This is a genomic window from Pseudomonas sp. 18-147 (assembly GCF_051048045.1).
Taxonomy (GTDB): Bacteria; Pseudomonadota; Gammaproteobacteria; order Pseudomonadales; family Pseudomonadaceae; genus Pseudomonas; species Pseudomonas aeruginosa.
In genome coordinates, this window is the sequence record NZ_CP182296.1 from 3863394 (window position 1) to 3882054 (window position 18661).

The following is an 18661-nucleotide window of genomic DNA, read 5'->3' on the forward strand; positions in this document are numbered from 1 at the left end:
CAGGAGCCCTGCCATGAACTATCGAGGAAGCTGCCACTGCGGAACCATCGCCTACGAAGTCGAAGGCGACCTCGACCAGGTGATCCAATGCAACTGTTCACTGTGCAGCCGGCGCGGCTGGCTGCTGTGGTTCGTCCCGCGCGAGCGGCTGGCGCTGAAGACGCCGGCCAGCGCGATGCACACCTACACCTTCAACACCCATCGCCTGCAGCACCACTTCTGCCCCACCTGCGGCTGCGCGCCGTTCAGCGAAGGCATAGGCCCGGACGGCCAGGCGATGGCCGCGGTCAACGCGCGCTGCCTGGAGGACATCGACGCCAACGCGCTCCCGGTACAGCACTACGATGGCCGCAACGCCTGACGCTGGCGCAGGTAGCCGATCACCTCGGCCTGGTTGCCGCGGAACTCGACGCGGTCTTCCTTGCTCTGCCGCTGGAAGGCGTACATCGGGTCGTAGTACTCCTTGAGCAGCCCCTCGATCCAGCCGCGATGGGTATCCACCGAGCCGTCGCGGCCCTGCTCTTCCAGCGCCTGCACGAGGATCGCCGCCAGCCGCTGGTAGCGCTCGCCGCCGAGGCGCTTGACGATGCCGGCGAGGCTCTTCTGCAGGTAGGCGGAGAAGGCGGCGAAGCCCTCCTCCACGCCCACCACACGCTCGAACTCGCTGCGCAGATCGATCACGTAGTCCCTGAGGATACGCTCGACACGCTGCTCGAAGGCATCCTCCAGCCAGACCAGCGGGTAGCCCTGCATACCCTGGTACAGCTCCAGCGGCAAGGAGCAGCTGCCGACGATCCGCCCCTCGTCCTCAAGGACGAACTGGCCGACGCCACGATGACGCTTCTTCAGGATGTCGATGGCCAGGCGGTTCTCGAAGTCTATCTGCGCCGGCTGCGGCGTGGCTCGCCGGCCAAAGCTGGAGCCGCGATGGTTGGCGTGGCCTTCGAGATCGAGGCTGTTGTCCAGCGCCGCGATCACCTCGGTCTTGCCGCAACCAGTGAGGCCGCCGACCAGCACGAAATCGCACTCGTCGACCGCCGCGCGGGTGGTTTCGAAAAGGAAGTTGCGCAACGCCTTGTAGCCGCCGATCACCCGTGGGTAGTCGATGCCGGCGTCCTGCTTCAGCCACTGCTGGACGATCTGCGAGCGCAGGCCGCCGCGGAAGCAATACAGGTAGCCGTTCGGGTTGGCTTCGGCGAAGGCTTTCCAGGCCGCCAGCCGTTCGGCCTTGAGCGCCCCGCAGACCAGTTCGTGGCCAAGGGCGATGGCGGCCTGCTGGCCGTGCTGCTTGTAGCTGGTGCCGACCTTCTGCCGCTCGATGTCGTTCATCAGCGGCCGGTTGACAGTGTTGGGAAAGGCGCCCTTGTGGTACTCCACCGGGGCGCGCACATCCATCAGGGGGATATCGTCGAGAAACAGTTCGCGGTAGTGCTGGGTGTTGTCGCGCATTACAGCACCTGTACCGCGAGACTCTGTCGCTCGACCAGCTCGCCGATCGGCGCCAGTTGCAGGCCGAGTTCCGCCGCCACGGCGAGGAACTCCGCCTCGCCTTCCGGAGCCACCGCCACCAGCAGGCCGCCGCTGGTCTGCGGATCGCAAAGCAACAGCTTCTGCACTTCCGGCAGTGGCGCGATGCGCTCGCCATAGCTGTCGAAGTTGCGCAGGGTGCCGCCAGGCACGCAGCCCTGCTCCAGGTAATATTCGGCACTGGCCAGGCGCGGTACCGCGGCGTACTCCACGCGTGCGGTGAGCTTGCTGCCGTCGGCCATTTCCACCAGGTGGCCGAGCAGGCCGAAACCGGTGACGTCGGTCATCGCCTTGACCCCCGCCAACCGGCCGAAGCGCGCGCCGGGCCTGTTCAGGGTGCACATCCAGTCACGCGCCACGCCGACGTCCTCGGCGCGCAGCCTGGCCTTCTTCTCGGCGGTGGTGAGGATGCCGATGCCCAGCGGCTTGGTCAGGTACAGCCTGCAGCCGGCCTCGGCGGTGTCGTTGCGTTTCATGAAGCGCTTCTCCACCACGCCGGTCACGGCCAGGCCGAAGATCGGCTCGGGGGCGTCGATGGAGTGTCCGCCGGCCAGCGGGATGCCGGCTTCCTCGCAGACCTTGCGGCCGCCGGCGATCACCTCGCGGGCGACTTCCGCGGCCAGCACGTTGACCGGCCAGCCGAGGATGGCGATGGCCATCAGCGGGTCGCCGCCCATGGCGTAGATATCGCTGATGGCGTTGGTCGCGGCGATACGGCCGAAGTCGAAGGGGTCGTCGACGATCGGCATGAAGAAATCGGTGGTGGAGACCACCCCGCGCTCCTCGTCGAGGGCGTAGACAGCCGCGTCGTCGCGCGAGGCGTTGCCGACCCAGAGCTTCGGATCGAGGTTCTGCGCGCCGCTGCCGGCGAGGATCACCTCCAGTACCTTGGGCGAAATCTTGCAGCCGCAGCCGGCGCCGTGGCTGTACTGGGTCAGGCGGATCGCCTCGCTCATCGGTGTACTCCCGTGGATGTCGGAAAAGTGCCCATTCTAGCAAAGCCGGCGCCGCCGCCAGAGGACCGATCGCCGCGCCCGGCTCAGCGCCCGGCGCGCGACTCGCGGATATAGAAGCGCGCCTTCTCGGCCTTGCTGGTGCAGCCCTCGTAGGCCTCGAACTGCTGCTGGGTCTTGGCCCCGGTGAGCAGGGTCAGGGCCTTCGAGTAGCTGACGGTGCCGGCGAAGCCTTCGGCCTTGGCCAGGTCGAGTTCCTTCCAGGCCGCGTCCAACTGGTCGGCGCAGTTCTCCCGGTAGGCGGTCTTGCCGGCGCAGCCGGCCAGGGTCAGGGCAAGGACGGGCAGAACGATCCAGGTTTTCATCGAACGATCTCCGGACAGGGAAAGGGCCGCGCATCGCCGCGACGCACTTGGCGGCGGCCGGGCGACACGCGTATCGTTTTCGCTTCGTCACGCAGTATTGGCAAGGGGTTGCAGATGAGCAAACAGGTCGCCCTGGTATTGGGCTCCGGCGGTGCGCGCGGCTACGCGCACATCGGCGTGATCGAGGAACTCGAGGCACGCGGCTATGAGATCACCTGCATCGCCGGTTGTTCCATGGGCTCGGTGATCGGCGGCATCTACGCCGCCGGCAAGCTGCGCGAGTACCGCGAGTGGGTGGAAAGCCTGGATTACCTCGACGTGCTGCGCCTGCTCGACGTCAGCTTCCGCCTCGGCGCGATCCGCGGCGAGCGGGTGTTCGGCAAGATCCACGAGATCCTCGGCGAGGTAAACATCGAGGACCTGTCGATTCCCTACACGGCGGTTGCCACCGACCTCACCAACCAGCAGGAAATCTGGTTCCAGGAAGGCTGCCTGCACCAGGCCATGCGCGCCTCGGCGGCAATCCCCAGCCTGTTCACACCGGTCATGCAGGGCAGCCGCATGCTGGTCGACGGCGGCCTGCTCAACCCGTTGCCGATCGTGCCGGTGGTGTCGGCCCACAGCGACCTGATCATCGCGGTCAATCTCAACGCCACCAACCAGAAGCAGTACCACCTGCCGGTGATCGAGCGTCCGGCCGCGCTCAAGGGGCGCTTCGACAGCATGATCGAGAGCCTCGGCCACAAACTCTCGTTCTTCCGCCGCCACGGCGACGACAATACCCCGCCGGAGCTGAGCGCCGACGCCCTGCTCCATCCGGTTCCGGCGGAATCCGAGGAGCCCGCCGAGCCGCAACTGCAACAGCCAGCCGCGGCGCCGCAAGGCAAGGACTCGCCGAAGTCGGCCAGCGGCACCACGGTGGTGGAAAGCAGCGGTCCGGCATCGCTGCTGGAACTGGTCAACCAGAGCTTCGAGGTGATGCAGACCTCGCTGGCGCAGTACAAGATCGCCGGCTACCCGCCGGACATCCTGATCAACGTGCCGAAGCGGGTCTGCCGCTTCTTCGAGTTCTACAAGGCGCCGGAATTGATCGCCCTCGGCCGGCAGATCGCCAGCGACACCCTGGACCGCTACGAGGAAGACAACGCCTGAGCCTCAGCGGCTGAACTCGAGGACCTCGTAGCCGCCGCGCCGTTCCGGGAACAGCAGGAGGAAGCCACCGGCGTGCGGGCGCAGCAGCGCGACCACGTCGGACTCAGCCGGCGCGCCGTGGGCCAGGCCACTGAAGGCCACCTGGGGCTCGTCGTTGACCGTGGCGCCGCCGAGGAACACGTAGCGCTGCGTGCCTTCGCGGAACAGGTAGCCGCTGACCCGCTGCGAACCGCTGGTCTTCTCCAGGAACAGGCCGCGGTCGGTACGCCGGATGCGGCACTGGAAGTTCGGATAGCGATAGATGCCGTACTGGTCGGCCTGGGTCGAGCGGCACTTCCAGTCGCCCAGCAGGCCTTTCTCGTCGACGGCGACGACGGGCTGCGCCAGGCTGAGTTCCAGTTGCTCCAGTTCCGGCAGGAATTCCTCGAAGGCACTGTCGTAGTAGCGCTTGTTGATGGCCTGGGCGTCCTGCTCGACGGCCAGCACGCTGCGCTGCTGCTGTTCGCTGGTGTAGCCACGCCAGTCCGGTTCGGCGGCGCCGGCATGCGCGCAGGCGGCGAGAACGGTGAGGCAGGCGAAGACACGGGAAACGGGGATCGGACGGGACATGGCGACCTTCCTGGCGAGTGGACCGGCGCATCCGGCGCCGGCAAGCGGTAGCCGCAGAACATAGCGCAGCGGCGCCGGGAATTCGAGCGCCGCCACGACGGGCGGCGGTTTCAGAAGATCGACCAGCCGATCCGCTCGCTGAGTTTCTCCAGCGCGGCGATACCCGCCAGCGAATTGCCCGCGGCGTTCAGTTCCGGCGACCAGACACAGACCGTGAAGCGCCCCGGCACTACCGCGATGATGCCGCCGCCGACACCGCTCTTGCCCGGCAGGCCGACCCGATAGGCAAAGTTGCCGGCCTCGTCGTAGAGCCCGCTGGTGGCCATGATCGCGTTGACCTGCTTGGTCTGCCGCTCGTTGAGTACCTGCTCGCCGCTGTGCTTGCAGAAGCCCTTGTCGGCGAGGAAGCAGAACGCCCGCGCCAGGTCGACGCAGCTCATGCGCAGCGCGCAATGATGGAAATAGCTGAGCAGCACCGCCTCGACGTCGTTGTGGAAGTTACCGAACGATTTCATCAGGTAGGCCGCCGCCGCGTTGCGCGAGCGGTGCTGGTACTCCGAGCGCGCCACCACCGAGTCCGACACCACTTCCGGGTTGCCGCACAGGCGCCGGACGAAATCGCGCATCGATTGCGCCGGCGCGGCGAAACGCGACTGGTTGATGTCGCAGATCACCAGGGCGCCGGCATTGATGAACGGGTTGCGCGGCTTGCCGCGCTCGAACTCCAGCTGCACCAGGGAGTTGAAAGGCTGGCCGGAGGGCTCGTGGCCAAGGCGTTGCCAGATGTCCTCGCCGGAATGCTGGATCGCCTGGACCAGGCTGAACACCTTGGAAATGCTCTGGATGGAAAACGGCCGAAGGGCGTCGCCGGCATGGAACAGCTCGCCGTCGCGGCTGTACACGGCGATCCCCAGCTGGTTCGGCTCGACGCCGGCGAGCGCGGGGATGTAGTCGGCGACCTTGCCGCGCCCGATCAGCGGGCGGACTTCATCGAGAATCTCGTTCAACAGTTGCTGCATGATGACCTTCGTGGTGACACCGGGGCACCGACCCGGGCGCATCCGGGCCAGCGCGAATGCGCGGCATCATAGGCGATGAACGCACGGGAGGCATGCCCCTCGCGCAGAATTGCGCTGCGCGTCAGCTGTCGCGCAGGCGATAACCGACACCCGCCTCGGTCACCAGGAAGCGCGGGCTGGCCGGATCGTCGCCGAGCTTCTGGCGCAGGTGGCCGACCACGACCCGCAGGTAATGGGTGTCTTCGACATGGGTCGGCCCCCAGATATCCTTGAGCAGTTGCTGCTGGGTCACTACCCGTCCGAGATGGCGTGCCAGCGCGGCGAGCACTGCATACTCCTTGCGCGTCAGCGCCACTTCCGCACCCTCCAGGGTGACTCGGCGATAGGCGAAGTCCACCTGCAACGGGCCGACCGCCACCGACGCCTCCGGGCTTTCGCCCTGCGCCGCCTGGCGCAGCAGGACGCGCACGCGGGCGAGGAACTCCTGGATGCCGAACGGCTTGGTCACGTAGTCGTTGGCGCCGCCGTCCAGGGCCAGTACCTTCTCGCCCTCGCTGGCGCGCACCGACAGCACCAGCACCGGCACCTGCGACCATTCGCGCAGGTCGCGAAGGATGTCCTGGCCGTCGCGGTCCGGCAGGCCGAGGTCGAGCACCACCAGGTCCGGTCGGTTCAGCGCGGCCTGGGCCAGCCCCTCTTCGCCGGTGCCGGCCTCGAGCACCCGGTAGCCCTGGGCATTGAGGCTGATACGGAGGAACTTGCGGATCTGCGGTTCGTCGTCGATCAGCAGGATGCTGTTCTGCAATTGGGTCATGGCACTCGGCACGGCAGGTGAACACGGCGACAGGCCAGCGGCGGCGTCGCGGAAACGGCAGGAATAGCGCGAGCGCAGGCGCCAGGCAAGTGCGCCGGGCTCATTCGTCGCCCTCCAGTTGCCCGAGGTCCGGCTGCGGATGCAGCGGCAGGTGCAGGACCAGCGTGGTGCCGCGACCGTCGAGGCCTTCGCCGACGCTGATACGCCCGCCGTGGGCGCCGATCATGCCCTGGCAGATCGCCAGGCCCAGGCCGGTGCCCTGGCCACCGCGGTCGCCACGGGCAGCGGTGTAGAACATGTCGAAGATCTTCTCCCGCTCGGCCTCGGGAATCCCCGGCCCCTCGTCGCTCACCGCGAAACGCAGCTCGGCGGCATCCTGGCTGACCTCGATGCGCAACCGGCCGTGGTTCGGCGAGAAGCGCGCGGCATTTTCCAGCACGTTGATCAGCGCCTGCTCGATCAGCGCCGCATGCACGTAGAGCAACGGCAGGTCGTTGGCCACGATCGCCTGCACCCGGTACGGCGCCAGCACCGCGCGCAGGCGGTTCAGCGCGCTGCCGACGATGTCGCCCGGCGCCACCCAGTCGCGCGCCAGCTTCAGGCCACCGTGGCCGAGACGGGTCATGTCGAGCAGGTTCTGGATATAGCGGTCCAGTCGCTCGGCCTCGTCGCGGGTGCTTTCCAGCAGTTCGCGACGATCCGCCGGCGGGATCGCCTCGCCCAGCGCCAACAGGCTGTCGATGGAGCCGCGCATGGCCGTCAGCGGCGTGCGCAGGTCGTGGGAGACCGAGGCGAGCAAGGCGCTGCGCAGTTGCTCGGTTTCGCCGTGCAGGCGCGCGGCCTCCAGGTCCTCGGCCAGGCGAGCCCGCGCCAGGGCCTGGGCCAGGGGCTGGCCGAGGGCGGCGAGCAGGCGCCGGCGCTGCGGGCTCAGCGGCTGGCCGTCAAGCGGCGCGACACCGAGCAGTGCCAGCGGTCCCTCTTCCGCCGACAGCGGCCACCACCACCAGCGTCCTCCGGGCAGCGTGCCAGTACCGAGGCCGGCCGGCTGGTCGTGGGCCCAGGCCCAGTCCGCGGCGACCCGTTCCTGGTCGGCGAGTTGCCGCTGCACGCCGGCCTCGGTCTTCCACTCGCCATTGACCTGACCGAGCAGGCAGACCTCGACGTCCTTCCAGTCGTCGAACTGCTGGGCGGCGGCGGCCAGCACCGCCTGGCGGTCGGTGGCGGCGGTGAGCTTGCGCGACAGCTCCAGCAGCAGGCTGGTTTCCTCCTGGGTATCGCGCAGCGCCTCCAGCTGGCGCCGCTGGCGTGCCGCCAGGTTGCCGGTGAGGCCGGCCATGAACAGGAAGAACGCCAGGCTCAGCAGGTCTTCGTGGCGATGGATGGCGAAGGAAAAATGCGGCGGGATGAACAGGAAGTCATAGGCCAGGAACGACGCCACCGCGCACAGCAGTGCCGGCATCAGGCTGCTGCGCACTGCCACCAGCAGCACCGCCATCAGGAACACCAGGGAGATGTTCGGCAGCTCCAGCAGGTGCGCCACGATCCAGGCCAGGCCGCTGGCCAGGGCGGTCGCCAGCAGCGCCAGCAGATAGTCGTTCCACACCACCGGATAGCGTGGCCGCGGTTCCGCCGGGCGCAGGTCGGCCTCGCTGTCCAGGGCACTGATCTCCAGGCCCTGGCCGTCGCGCAGCAGACGCCCGGCGAGACCACCGCCGAAGGCCCGGCGGTACCAGCGGCGCCGCGACTGGCCAACCAGGACCAGGCTGGCGCGGCGCTCGCGGGCATGTTGCAGGAGGGTCCGCGCCACCTCGCCGGCGCGCAGCACGACGATCTCGCCGCCGAGCCGCTCGGCCAGTTGCTGCGCACCCTGCAGGCGCATCCGCGCCTGCTCGCCGCGCAAGCCGCCGGTATCGACGTGTACCACGCTCCAGGGCAGGTGCCGACGTTCGGCGACCCGGCAGGCGTGGCGCACCAGGCGTTCGGCCTGTTCGTCACCGTCGATGCCCACCAGCAGCCGCCCGCGCAACGCCGGCGCTTCCTCGCCGCGCTGGCGGTAGCGGTGGTTGAGGTCGGCGTCGACCCGCGCGGCGGCGGTCTGCATCGCCAGTTCACGCAGCGCGGTGAGGTTGGTCTGCGAGAAGAACGCATCGATCGCCGCCCGCGCCTGTTCCGGCACGTAGACCTTGCCCTCGCGCAGGCGCTCCAGCAGCTCGCGCGGCGGCAGGTCGATGAGGACGATCTCGTAGGCCTCCTGCAACACCCAGTCCGGCACCGTCTCGCGGACCTGCACGCCGGTGATGTCGCGGACCTGGTCGTTGAGGCTCTCCAGGTGCTGGACGTTGACCGTTGTGTAGACGTCGATTCCCGCCGCCAGCAACTCCTGGATGTCCTGCCAGCGCTTGGCGTGGCGGCTGCCGGGAACGTTGCTGTGGGCCAGTTCGTCGACCAGGGCCAGCGCCGGCGGGTCGGCGAGGAGACCGTCGAGGTCCATTTCCTGCAGTTTCATCCCTCGATACTCGAGGCTGCGCAGCGGCTGCTGCGGCACGCCTGCGAGGAGGGACTCGGTTTCCGCCCGCGAGTGGGTCTCGACCACCCCGGCGCGCAGTTTCACGCCCTGGCGCAACTGGGCCTGGGCGGCCTGCAGCATGGCGAAGGTCTTGCCCACCCCCGGCGCCGCGCCGAGAAAGACTTTCAGGCGGCCGCGCCCGTCAGCGGGCAGGTCGGCCAGCAGCGCGTCGGCGCGTGCGGTGTCGGTCATGGATCGGTCGTACTCCGTTGCTCTGCGCCGCGCAGGGCGGACGATCGCCGGCGATCATCCGCCGATGCGGCGATATTGCAAGCCCTTGCGCGGGTCTCTGGGGAAACCTAGCGCTTCAACCCCGCCAGCGCCATGTTCAGCGCCAGCACGTTGACCACCGCCGGCCCCACCAGCGGCCGCTCGGTGTGGCTTTCCACCAGGTCTTCCACCAGCCGCAGCGGCAGCCCGCGCGCCGTGGCCACCCGCAGTGCCTGGTAACGCGCGGCCTGCGGCGGCAGTTGCGGATCGAGTCCGCTACCGGAGGTAGTGACCAGCGCCAGCGGCACCGGCCCCTGGTCGGCGATACGCTCCTGGGCGGCGTCCCTGGCGATACGCTCGGCCAGTGCCGGGTTGCTCGGCGCCAGGTTGCTCGCGGCACTGGAAACGGTGGCGTAGTCGCCCGCCGAAGGCCGCGAATGGAACCACTCCTCGCCGTCGAACTTCTGCGCGATCAGCCGCGAGCCGAGCACCTTGCCCTCGGCGTCGCGCAGCAGGCTGCCATTGGCCTGCTCGGGGAACGCCAGTTGGGCGATACCGGTGACCAGCAGCGGATAGGCCACGCCGGTGACCAGGCTCAGCACCAGCAGTGACGCCAGTGCCGGACGGAGTTGCTTGAACATGTGCAGATCCTCTCTTCAGTCCCAGGCCCTCGCCCGACGGCGAGGGCCGTTGTTCATGCCAGGCCGACGGCGGTCAGCAGCAGGTCGATCGCCTTGATCCCGAGGAACGGCGCCACCAGGCCGCCGACGCCATAGATCAGCAGGTTGCGCTGCAGCAGTTGCGAAGCGTCCGCCGCCTGCACCCGCACGCCGCGCAAGGCCAATGGGATCAACGCGACGATGATCAGCGCGTTGAACACGATGGCCGACAGGATCGCGCTCTGCGGGCTTTGCAGGCGCATCACGTTGAGCACGTCGAGCTGCGGGTAGATGCCGACGAACAGCGCCGGCAGGATGGCGAAGTACTTGGCCACGTCGTTGGCGATGGAGAAGGTGGTCAGCGCGCCGCGGGTGACCAGCAACTCCTTGCCCACCTGGACCACGTCGAGCAGCTTGGTCGGGTCGCTGTCCAGGTCGACCAGGTTGGCCGCCTCGCGGGCGGCCTGGGTGCCGTCGTTCATGGCCATGCCGACGTCGGCCTGGGCCAGCGCCGGGGCGTCGTTGGCACCGTCGCCGCACATCGCCACCAGGCGACCTTCGCCCTGCTCCTGGCGAATCCGCGCCAGTTTCTTCTCCGGGGTAGCCTCGGCGATCACGTCGTCGACCCCAGCCTCGGCGGCGATGGCAGCGGCGGTCAGCGGGTTGTCGCCGGTCACCATCACGGTGCGGATGCCCAGCCGGCGCAGTTCGGCGAAGCGCTCGCGAATGCCCGGCTTGACCACGTCCTTCAGGTGAATGGCGCCGAGCAGCCGGCCGTTGGCTACCACCAGCAGCGGGGTGCCGCCGCTCTGGGCGATCTTGTCCACCTCCCGCGAAAGCACCTCGGGCATCTTCTCCCGCGGCAGGTCGATGAAGCGCAGCGCCGCATCCACCGCCCCCTTGCGGTACACCTGGCCGTTCCAGTCGACCCCGGACAAGCGGGTTTCCGCGCTGAAGGCGATCGGCGTCAGCTCCTCGCGGCGCGGCTCCTCGATCGGATGCAGGATGCGCAGGTATTCGACCATCGACTTGCCTTCCGGGGTGTCGTCGGCCAGCGAGGCCAGCAACGCGCCCTCGGCCAGTTCCTTGCCGCTCACCCCCGGCGCGGCGTACAGCGCGCTGCAGCGGCGGTTGCCGAAGGTGATGGTGCCGGTCTTGTCGAGCAGCAGCACGTGGACGTCGCCGGCCGCCTCCACCGCGCGACCGGACTTGGCGATCACGTTCAGGCGCACCAGGCGGTCCATGCCGGCGATGCCGATGGCCGAGAGCAGGCCGCCGATGGTGGTCGGGATCAGCGTCACCAGCAGCGCCACCAGGAACACCAGCGGCAGGTTGCCGCCGGCGAACAGGGCGAACGGCTTGAGGGTCACCACTACCAGCAGGAAGATCAGGGTCAGGCCGATCAGCAGGATGTCCAGCGCCACTTCGTTGGGGGTCTTCTGCCGCTTGGCGCCTTCCACCAGGGCGATCATCCGGTCCAGGGTCGACTCGCCCGGGTTGGCGCCGATCCGTACCAGCAGCCAGTCGGACACCACCTGGGTGTTGCCGGTCACCGCCGAGCGATCGCCGCCGGACTCGCGGATCACCGGCGCCGATTCGCCGGTGATGGCGGCCTCGTTGACCGCCGCCACGCCTTCGATGACTTCGCCGTCGCCGGGAATCATCTCGCCGGCCTGGACCCGTACCACATCGCCCTTGCGCAGGCTGCTGGCAGCGACGCTCTCGAAACTGCCGTCGGCGCGCCGCTTATTGGCGGAGAGGCCCTGGCTGCCGGCCTTGAGACTGTCCGCGCGGGCCTTGCCACGTCCCTCGGCGAGCGCTTCCGCGAAATTGGCGAAGAGCACGGTGAACCACAGCCAGAGGGCGATCTGCAGCGCCACCGAGGTCGGCACCGCCTGGTCGGGGACGAAGCACAGCAAGGTGGTGAGCACGGCGGTCAGTTCGACCACCAGCATCACCGGCGAGCGCAGCAACTGGCGCGGGTCGAGCTTGACGAAGGCTTGCAGCAGCGCCGGCCGCCACAAGGCGGCGAGGCTGGTGGACGCGTTGTGGCGACGTTCGAGCGATTTGTGCAAGGCGTTCTTGGACGCCTGGGTCTGAGCGTTCATGTGCGATTCCTTCAGAAGCCGAGGCTCAGTTGTTCAGCGATCGGGCCGAGGGCCAGGGTCGGCAGGAAAGTCAGGCCGCCGACCAGCAGGATGGTCACGGTGAGCAGGCTGGCGAACAGCGGACCATGGGTCGGGAAACTGTTCGGCCCCACCGGGCTGGCCTTCTTCGCCGCCAGGCTGCCGGCGATGGCGAGGATCGGCAGGATGTAGCCGAAGCGGCCGATGAGCATGGCCAGGCCGATCATCAGGTTGTGGAACGGCGTGTTGGCACCGAAACCGGCAAACGCCGAGCCGTTGTTGGCGCTCCCCGAGGTGTAGGCGTAGAGCAGTTGGCTGAAGCCGTGCGGGCCGGGATTGGTCACCGCCGAGGCCGGCCCCGGCAGGCTGGCGGCGATGGCGCCGAGCACCAGCACGCCGACAGGCATCACCAGCAGGGTGAATACCAGCAGGCGGACCTCCTTCGCCTCGAGTTTCTTGCCCAGGTACTCCGGCGTCCGCCCGACCATCAGGCCGGCGAGGAACACCGCGATCAGGACGAACAGCAGCATGCCGTAAAGGCCGGCGCCGACGCCGCCGAAGATCACCTCGCCGAGCATCATGTTCAGCAGCGGCAGCATGCCGCCCAGGGGGCTCAGGCTGTCGTGCATGGCGTTCACCGAGCCGTTCGAGGCGGCGGTGGTGGTGATCGCCCAGAGCATGCTGGCGGCGGTGCCGAAGCGACTCTCCTTGCCCTCCATCGGTGCGCCCTGCTCGACCGGCAACTGCGCCAGCGCCGGGTTCGGCTGGTATTCGGCCCACAGCGACAAGCCCAGGCCGAGGCAGAACAGCAGCAGCATGCAGCCGAGGATCGCGCGGCTCTGGCGCAGGTCCTTCACGTAATGGCCGAAGGTGAATACCAGCGCCGCCGGGATCAGGATGATCGAGGCCACTTCGAACAGGTTGCTCCAGGCGCTCGGGTTCTCGAACGGATGGGTCGAGTTGACGCCGAAGAAGCCGCCGCCATTGGTGCCCAGCTGCTTGATGGCGATCTGGCTGGCCGCCGGGCCGAGCGGGATGGTCTGCTCGGCGCCTTGCAAGGTGGTGGCATGGACATAGTCGAAGAAGGTCTGCGGCACACCCTGCCAGACCAGCAGCAACGCCAGCAGCAGGCACAGCGGCAGCAGCACGTAGAGGGTGCCGCGGGTCAGGTCGACCCAGAAGTTGCCCAGCTGTCGTGTGGAGCGGCGGCTGATGCCGCGCGCCAGGGCCACCAGCACGCAGAGGCCGACCGCCGCGCTGACGAAGTTCTGCACCGTGAGGCCGACCATCTGGCTGAAGTAGCTCAGCGAGGCCTCGCCGCTGTAGGCCTGCCAGTTGGTGTTGGTGACGAAACTGACCGCGGTGTTGAACGCCAGTGTCCATTCCAGGCCCGGCAGGTGCTGCGGGTTCAGCGGCAGGCTGCCCTGCAGCATGAGGATCGAGAACAGCAGGACCAGGCCGGCCAGGTTGAATGCCAGCAGCGCCAGGGTGTAGGTCTTCCAGTCCTGCTCGCTCGCCGGATCGACGCCGAACAGGCGATAGCAGACGCGCTCCAGTGGCGCCAGCGGCGCGCTGAGGAGATTGCGTTGGCCTTCCATCACCTTGAAGCAGTAGCGCCCGAGGAACGGTGCAGGCACCAGGACCAGGGCGAAAAAGGCCAGGATCAAGAGAATCTCGTGGCTGTTCATGTGCCCTCCCCTAGGCACGGTCGGCGCGTAGCAGCGCCACCAGCAAATAGACGAACAGTCCCGTGGCCAGGGCCAGGGACAACCAATCCAGAACGGTCATGTGTGCGATCTCTCCTTCGAGCGGCCTCTGCCGCTTGAGGGAAAGTCTCCGCAAAGGGGGCGTAAAGAAGCGATTCAGGGCCGCGTCGGACGGCATAAAGAAAGCGTAAAGAGTGGCGCGGACAGCGCCTGGGACAGCAACCGGCCGGGGACTGCGCCACGGCCGGTGACAAGGCGAAGGATCGACGCTAGCCCTGGGCGGCGCGGATCATGTTGCGGGCGATCAGCAGTTGCTGGATCTGCGTGGTGCCCTCGTAGATGCGGAACAGCCGCACGTCGCGATAGAAGCGCTCGATCCCGTAGTCGCCGATATAGCCGGCGCCGCCGAAGATCTGCACCGCGCGGTCGGCGACGCGGCCGCACATTTCCGAGGCGAACAGCTTGGCGCAGGACGCCTCGGTACCGACATCGCGGCCTTCGTCGCGCTGCCGCGCGGCGTCGATGACCATGCAGCGCGCCGCGTAGGCTTCGGCCTTGCTGTCGGCAAGCATCGCCTGGATCAACTGGAACTCGGCGATCGGCTGGCCGAACTGCTTGCGTTCCAGGGCATAGCGCAACGCATCCTCGAGCATCCGCTCGGCGACCCCCACACAGACTGCGGCGATGTGCAGGCGGCCCTTGTCGAGCACCTTCATCGCGGTCTTGAAGCCGACGCCCTCGACCCCGCCGATCAACTGACTGGCAGGCACCCGGCAGTCGTCGAAGATCACGTCACAGGTATGCGCGCCCTTCTGTCCCATCTTGCGATCCGGCTTGCCCAGGGACAGCCCGGGCGTACCGCGCTCGACGACGAAAGCGGAGATTCCGCCGGCGCCACGGATCACCGGGTCGGTGCGCGCCATCACGGTGTAGATGCCGGCCTGCGGGGCGTTGGTGATGAAGCGCTTGGTACCGTTGAGCACGTAGTGCTCGCCGTCACGCACCGCCGTGGTCTTCAGCGAGGCGGCGTCGGAACCGGAGTCCGGTTCGGTGAGGCAGAACGAACTGAGCAGTTCGCCCGACGCCAGGCGCGGCAGGTAGCGCCGCTTCTGTTCTTCGGTGCCGTCGATGACGATGCCCTGGGAGCCGATGCCGTTGTTGGTGCCCAGCAGCGAACGGAACGCTGGCGAGGTCCGCCCCAGCTCGAAGGCGATGCTCACCTCTTCCTCCATGGTCACCCCGAGGCCGCCGTAGGCCTCCGGGATCGACAGGCCGAACAGGCCCATCTCGCGCATGCGGGCGATGATCGCCTCGGGAATGCGGTCGGTTTCCGCCACTTCCTGCTCATGAGGCACCAGGCTTTCGCGGACGAACTGGCGGATGCTGTCCAGCAGCAGGTTCAGGGTTTCCGGATCACGAATCATGCTCACTCCAATAGGCCCCTAGGCCGGTTGCCATGATTCCGTCACCGGCCTCGGTCAGCGGGTGGCGGCCTCGATGTTGTGGACCATGTGCAGCAGGCGCGGGCCGATGTCGTCCTCCAGTTTCTCGCGCTTGAGATGGAAACTCGGCCCGCCGCAATTGAACGCCAGTAGCCCATGGCTCTCATGGTGCAAGGCCACGCCCACCGCGTTGACGTCGCGTTGCCACTCGCCGAGCGACAGGCAGAAGCCGTAGTCGGCATAGTCGCGGAAGGCCCGCTCCAGCCCCTTGCGCACTTCCGGCCAGTCTTCCGGGTGGCGCTTGCGGATGTGCCCGAGGATGAACTCCCGCTCGTCCTCCGGCATCGCCGCCAGGCAGGCCCGACCGATCGCGCTGCGGTGCAGCGAGAGGTGGCTGCCGACCTGGCGACGCATGGTCAGGTTGGCCTCGCCATGCACCACGTCGAGGTAGACCATGCTCAGCCGGTCGCGGGCCGCCATGGCCACCGCGGCCTTGGCGTAGCCGGCCATCTCTTCCATCAAAGGGCGGGCGAGCGCGCGAATCGACAGGTTCGAGAGCATCGCGTAGCCGAACGACATCACGCCCACTTCCAACTGGTACTTGCCGCTATGCGGCAGGTGACGCAGATAGCCCAGCCGGGTCAGGGTGTGGGTCAGACGCGACACCGTCGGCTTCGGCAGGCCGGTCTTCTTCGCCAGTTCCTGGTTGCCCAGCAGGCTTTCCCGTGGTGTGAAACAGCGCAGCAATTCCAACCCGCGGGCCAGCGCGGTGACGAACTGGCGGTCCTTGAGTTCCTCGTCTTTCTCCTGCATCGGGTCGATCAGCACAGCTTCGAAGGCGGACACTTCCGCTTCCGTACTGGCACCTTCCGCCGGACTCCGGCGCTCGTCGTTGCCGCGCATAGTAGGGACCCCTTTTTCAAAAAATCAATAAAACAAAATCATATTTCGCATAGCGAAACTAATAGAAGAACCCATGCACTTTCAACAACGAAAATAAAATCCTTTTAAAACAGTAAATTGTATAAGTAGATCGTCCAAAATCCGACGCGAGTATTTACAACGCCCCGGCTGGCGCTGATTATTTTCGATAAATCATGAAACTATATTTCGCATAGCGAAATATCAATTCATCGGAGCTTCCATGTCCGCCGATCCTTCGCCCGTGGTCCTGCTCGAATTTCCCGCAGCCGATATCGCCCTGCTTCGCCTCAATCGTCCGCAAGCCAGGAACGCGCTGAACGACGAAGTGCGCCAGCGCCTCGCCAGCCACTTCCAGACGCTCGGCGCGGATCCGGCGATCCGCGTCATCGTGCTCACCGGCGACTCGCGCTGCTTTGCAGCTGGCGCCGATCTCCGCGATCTCTCGACGAGCACGGCGATCGGCCTGTACGGCCGCCACAGCGAGCGCTACTGGGAAGCCATCGCGCGCTGCCCGAAGCCGGTGATCGCCGCGGTCAACGGCTTCGCCCTGGGCGGCGGCTGCGAACTGGCGATGCATTGCGACCTGATCGTCGCCGGCGAGTCGGCACAGTTCGCCCAGCCGGAGATCAAGGTCGGGGTGATGCCGGGTGCCGGCGGCACCCAGCGCCTGGTACGGGCGGTGGGCAAGTTCCAGGCGCTGCGCATGCTGTTCACCGGCTGCCTGGTGAAGGCTCCGCAAGCGCTGGCCATGGGCCTGGTCAGCGAAGTGGTGGCGGACGAGTCGACGCTGGCGCGCGCCCTGGAACTGGCCACGGAGATCGCCCGCCTGCCCCCTCTGGCGCTGGCGCAGATCAAGGAGGTGGTCCTGGCCGGTGCCGACCTGCCGCTGGACAGTGCCCTGGCCCTGGAACGCAAGGCGTTCCAGTTGCTGTTCGACTCGCAGGACCAGAAGGAAGGCATGCACGCCTTCCTAGAGAAACGCCCGCCGAACTACCAGGGGAAATAGACGATGCCCGATATTCGTTGTATCGCCGTGGTCGGTACCGGTGCGATGGGCACCGGGATCGCCCAGATCGCCGCCCAGGCCGGCCTGACTGTGTGGCTGTTCGACAGCCGCGCCGAGGCCGCCGCCAAGGCACGCCAGCGCCTGCGGCAGACCTTCGAGAGCCTGTGCGGCAAAGGCAAGCTGAGCGCCGCCGACGCCGAGGCCGCGCAAAACCGGCTGCGGGTGGCGGAACGCCTGGAACAACTGGGCGACTGCGAACTGGTGGTGGAGGCCATCGTCGAGCGCCTGGAGGCCAAGCAGGAATTGCTGCGCCGGCTGGAAGCCATAGTCGCGCCGGAGACCATCCTCGCCAGCAATACCTCGTCGTTGTCGATCACCGCCATCGCCGCCGCCTGCGAGCGGCCGCAGCGGGTCGCCGGCTTTCACTTCTTCAACCCGGTGCCGCTGATGCGCGTGGTCGAGGTGGTCGACGGCCTGGCCAGCGCTCCGGAAGTCGGCGACGCCCTGCTCGCCCTCGCCGCGCGCCTGGGCCACCGCGGCGTACGGACCAAGGACAGCCCCGGCTTCATCGTCAACCATGCCGGCCGCGCCTATGGCACCGAGGCCCTGCGCATCCTCGGCGAAGGCGTCGCCGAATGCGCCGAGATCGACCGTGTGCTGCGCGAGTGTGCCGGCTTCCGCATGGGGCCGTTCGAACTGCTCGATCTTACCGGCCTCGACGTGTCGCACCCGGTAATGGAATCGATCTACCAGCAGTACTACCAGGAACCGCGCTACCGCCCGCACCCGCTGACCCGCCAGTTGCTCGCCGCCGGCCGTCTCGGGCGCAAGAGCGGCCAGGGCTTCTATCGCTACGTCGACGGCCAGCCGCAGGACAAGCCCGGTCCGCAACCGGTGCCGCAGGCCGCCATCCGGCCCCCGGTGTGGCTGGGCTGCGAAAACGAGGACGACCGTCGCACGCTCGCCGAACTGCTGCATCGCCTCGGCGTCGAGCCGGAAACCGGCGAACGCCCTTCCGCCGCAGCGCTCTGCCTGCTGGCCGCCTGGGGCGAGGACCTGAGCAGCGCCGTGCAGCGCTTCGCCTGTCCCGCCGAGCGCAGCGTCGGCATCGACCTGCTCTGCGACCTCGAGCGCCGGCGCTGCCTGATGCTCTCGCCACTGACTACCCCGGCCATGCGCGACGCCGCCCACGCGCTACTGGCTGGCGACGGCGTCGGGGTCACGCTGCTGCGCGACAGTCCCGGCTTCGTCGTCCAGCGGGTACTGGCGATGATCGTCAACCTCGCCTGCGACATCGCCCAGCAGGGCATTGCCAGCGTCGAGGATATCGACCAGGCGGTGCACCTCGGCCTCGGCTATCCCCACGGCCCGCTGGAATGGGGCGACCGCCTCGGCCCGCGGCGCCTGCTGAGCATTCTCCAGCGCTTGCAGACGCTTACCGGTGACCCGCGCTACCGGCCCAGTCCCTGGCTGCGCCGACGAGCGCAACTGGGCATCTCCCTGCGCGCCGGCGAAACCGCCGCCGTAGGCTGACGCATCGGCGACCTGGCGGCGCAGCGTCATGCGTCTCGCCGCCAAGCCAA

17 protein-coding genes are annotated in these 18661 nt (G+C 67.8%); 4 read left to right on the forward strand and 13 right to left on the reverse strand.

The window, feature by feature from the left end:
* Positions 1-13: 13 nt before the first annotated feature.
* Complete coding sequence (locus ACM0M4_RS18280) at positions 14-361, forward strand: GFA family protein (protein ID WP_023094782.1); 348 nt, start codon at positions 14-16, stop codon at positions 359-361.
* Here the strand turns inward: ACM0M4_RS18280 and mnmH are convergent.
* From mnmH to ACM0M4_RS18295, 3 genes are all read right to left on the reverse strand, one after another.
* On the reverse strand, positions 340-1449 hold the full coding sequence (gene mnmH / locus ACM0M4_RS18285; RefSeq protein ID WP_003087548.1) for a tRNA 2-selenouridine(34) synthase MnmH: 1110 nt from the start codon (positions 1447-1449) through the stop codon (positions 340-342). The genes ACM0M4_RS18280 and mnmH overlap by 22 nt on opposite strands.
* Positions 1449-2483: a selenide, water dikinase SelD gene (gene selD, locus ACM0M4_RS18290; protein WP_003087546.1), complete on the reverse strand. Its 1035-nt coding sequence runs from the start codon at positions 2481-2483 to the stop codon at positions 1449-1451. Before selD ends, mnmH begins: the two co-directional genes overlap by 1 nt.
* A gap of 83 nt (positions 2484-2566) precedes the next feature.
* Entirely contained in the window at positions 2567-2845 is a 279-nt protein-coding gene (locus ACM0M4_RS18295) for a hypothetical protein (protein WP_003097836.1), read from the reverse strand.
* A gap of 114 nt (positions 2846-2959) precedes the next feature.
* On the opposite strand from ACM0M4_RS18295, the gene ACM0M4_RS18300 reads away from it, so the two are divergent.
* Positions 2960-3997, forward strand: a complete 1038-nt coding sequence (locus ACM0M4_RS18300) for a patatin-like phospholipase family protein (protein WP_003087542.1) — start codon at positions 2960-2962, stop codon at positions 3995-3997.
* Between the two features lie 3 nt (positions 3998-4000).
* On the opposite strand, the gene ACM0M4_RS18305 is transcribed toward ACM0M4_RS18300, so the two are convergent.
* The 10 genes from ACM0M4_RS18305 to ACM0M4_RS18350 form a co-directional block, all read right to left on the reverse strand.
* Positions 4001-4606, reverse strand: a complete 606-nt coding sequence (locus ACM0M4_RS18305) for a DUF4893 domain-containing protein (protein WP_034025211.1) — start codon at positions 4604-4606, stop codon at positions 4001-4003.
* A 110-nt stretch (positions 4607-4716) separates the two neighbouring features.
* Entirely contained in the window at positions 4717-5625 is a 909-nt protein-coding gene (gene glsB / locus ACM0M4_RS18310; protein ID WP_003087537.1) for a glutaminase B, read from the reverse strand.
* A 121-nt stretch (positions 5626-5746) separates the two neighbouring features.
* Positions 5747-6439 (reverse strand): response regulator, encoded by a 693-nt coding sequence (locus ACM0M4_RS18315; RefSeq protein WP_003114598.1) that lies wholly within the window; start codon positions 6437-6439, stop codon positions 5747-5749.
* Positions 6440-6539: 100 nt separating this feature from the next.
* Positions 6540-9197 carry a sensor histidine kinase gene (locus ACM0M4_RS18320; RefSeq protein WP_003114597.1) on the reverse strand — a complete coding sequence of 886 codons (2658 nt, stop codon included), beginning with the start codon at positions 9195-9197 and terminating at the stop codon, positions 6540-6542.
* Between the two features lie 107 nt (positions 9198-9304).
* A complete protein-coding gene (gene kdpC, locus ACM0M4_RS18325) occupies positions 9305-9856 on the reverse strand; it encodes a potassium-transporting ATPase subunit KdpC (RefSeq protein ID WP_003087529.1) in 552 nt (183 codons plus the stop codon).
* A gap of 53 nt (positions 9857-9909) precedes the next feature.
* Entirely contained in the window at positions 9910-11982 is a 2073-nt protein-coding gene (kdpB, locus tag ACM0M4_RS18330; protein WP_221345410.1) for a potassium-transporting ATPase subunit KdpB, read from the reverse strand.
* An 11-nt stretch (positions 11983-11993) separates the two neighbouring features.
* A complete protein-coding gene (kdpA, locus tag ACM0M4_RS18335; RefSeq protein ID WP_034038668.1) occupies positions 11994-13688 on the reverse strand; it encodes a potassium-transporting ATPase subunit KdpA in 1695 nt (564 codons plus the stop codon).
* Between the two features lie 10 nt (positions 13689-13698).
* Positions 13699-13788 (reverse strand): K(+)-transporting ATPase subunit F, encoded by a 90-nt coding sequence (locus ACM0M4_RS18340; protein ID WP_003097848.1) that lies wholly within the window; start codon positions 13786-13788, stop codon positions 13699-13701.
* Positions 13789-13975: 187 nt separating this feature from the next.
* Positions 13976-15130: an acyl-CoA dehydrogenase family protein gene (locus tag ACM0M4_RS18345; protein WP_054376287.1), complete on the reverse strand. Its 1155-nt coding sequence runs from the start codon at positions 15128-15130 to the stop codon at positions 13976-13978.
* A 54-nt stretch (positions 15131-15184) separates the two neighbouring features.
* A complete protein-coding gene (locus ACM0M4_RS18350) occupies positions 15185-16051 on the reverse strand; it encodes an IclR family transcriptional regulator (RefSeq protein ID WP_003097851.1) in 867 nt (288 codons plus the stop codon).
* Positions 16052-16292: 241 nt separating this feature from the next.
* Between ACM0M4_RS18350 and ACM0M4_RS18355 the strand changes: the two genes are divergently transcribed.
* On the forward strand, positions 16293-17078 hold the full coding sequence (locus tag ACM0M4_RS18355) for an enoyl-CoA hydratase (protein WP_003087516.1): 786 nt from the start codon (positions 16293-16295) through the stop codon (positions 17076-17078).
* Between the two features lie 3 nt (positions 17079-17081).
* On the forward strand, positions 17082-18611 hold the full coding sequence (locus ACM0M4_RS18360) for a 3-hydroxyacyl-CoA dehydrogenase (RefSeq protein WP_115288821.1): 1530 nt from the start codon (positions 17082-17084) through the stop codon (positions 18609-18611).
* Positions 18612-18661: the final 50 nt, after the last annotated feature.

Coding starts and splice junctions, on each gene's coding strand:
- ACM0M4_RS18280 (WP_023094782.1), top strand. CDS start 14: ATGAACTATCGAGGAAGCTGCCACTGCGGAACCATCGCCTACGAAGTC.
- mnmH (WP_003087548.1), bottom strand. CDS start 1,449: ATGCGCGACAACACCCAGCACTACCGCGAACTGTTTCTCGACGATATC.
- selD (WP_003087546.1), bottom strand. CDS start 2,483: ATGAGCGAGGCGATCCGCCTGACCCAGTACAGCCACGGCGCCGGCTGC.
- ACM0M4_RS18295 (WP_003097836.1), bottom strand. CDS start 2,845: ATGAAAACCTGGATCGTTCTGCCCGTCCTTGCCCTGACCCTGGCCGGC.
- ACM0M4_RS18300 (WP_003087542.1), top strand. CDS start 2,960: ATGAGCAAACAGGTCGCCCTGGTATTGGGCTCCGGCGGTGCGCGCGGC.
- ACM0M4_RS18305 (WP_034025211.1), bottom strand. CDS start 4,606: ATGTCCCGTCCGATCCCCGTTTCCCGTGTCTTCGCCTGCCTCACCGTT.
- glsB (WP_003087537.1), bottom strand. CDS start 5,625: ATGCAGCAACTGTTGAACGAGATTCTCGATGAAGTCCGCCCGCTGATC.
- ACM0M4_RS18315 (WP_003114598.1), bottom strand. CDS start 6,439: ATGACCCAATTGCAGAACAGCATCCTGCTGATCGACGACGAACCGCAG.
- ACM0M4_RS18320 (WP_003114597.1), bottom strand. CDS start 9,197: ATGACCGACACCGCACGCGCCGACGCGCTGCTGGCCGACCTGCCCGCT.
- kdpC (WP_003087529.1), bottom strand. CDS start 9,856: ATGTTCAAGCAACTCCGTCCGGCACTGGCGTCACTGCTGGTGCTGAGC.
- kdpB (WP_221345410.1), bottom strand. CDS start 11,982: ATGAACGCTCAGACCCAGGCGTCCAAGAACGCCTTGCACAAATCGCTC.
- kdpA (WP_034038668.1), bottom strand. CDS start 13,688: ATGAACAGCCACGAGATTCTCTTGATCCTGGCCTTTTTCGCCCTGGTC.
- ACM0M4_RS18340 (WP_003097848.1), bottom strand. CDS start 13,788: ATGACCGTTCTGGATTGGTTGTCCCTGGCCCTGGCCACGGGACTGTTC.
- ACM0M4_RS18345 (WP_054376287.1), bottom strand. CDS start 15,130: ATGATTCGTGATCCGGAAACCCTGAACCTGCTGCTGGACAGCATCCGC.
- ACM0M4_RS18350 (WP_003097851.1), bottom strand. CDS start 16,051: ATGCGCGGCAACGACGAGCGCCGGAGTCCGGCGGAAGGTGCCAGTACG.
- ACM0M4_RS18355 (WP_003087516.1), top strand. CDS start 16,293: ATGTCCGCCGATCCTTCGCCCGTGGTCCTGCTCGAATTTCCCGCAGCC.
- ACM0M4_RS18360 (WP_115288821.1), top strand. CDS start 17,082: ATGCCCGATATTCGTTGTATCGCCGTGGTCGGTACCGGTGCGATGGGC.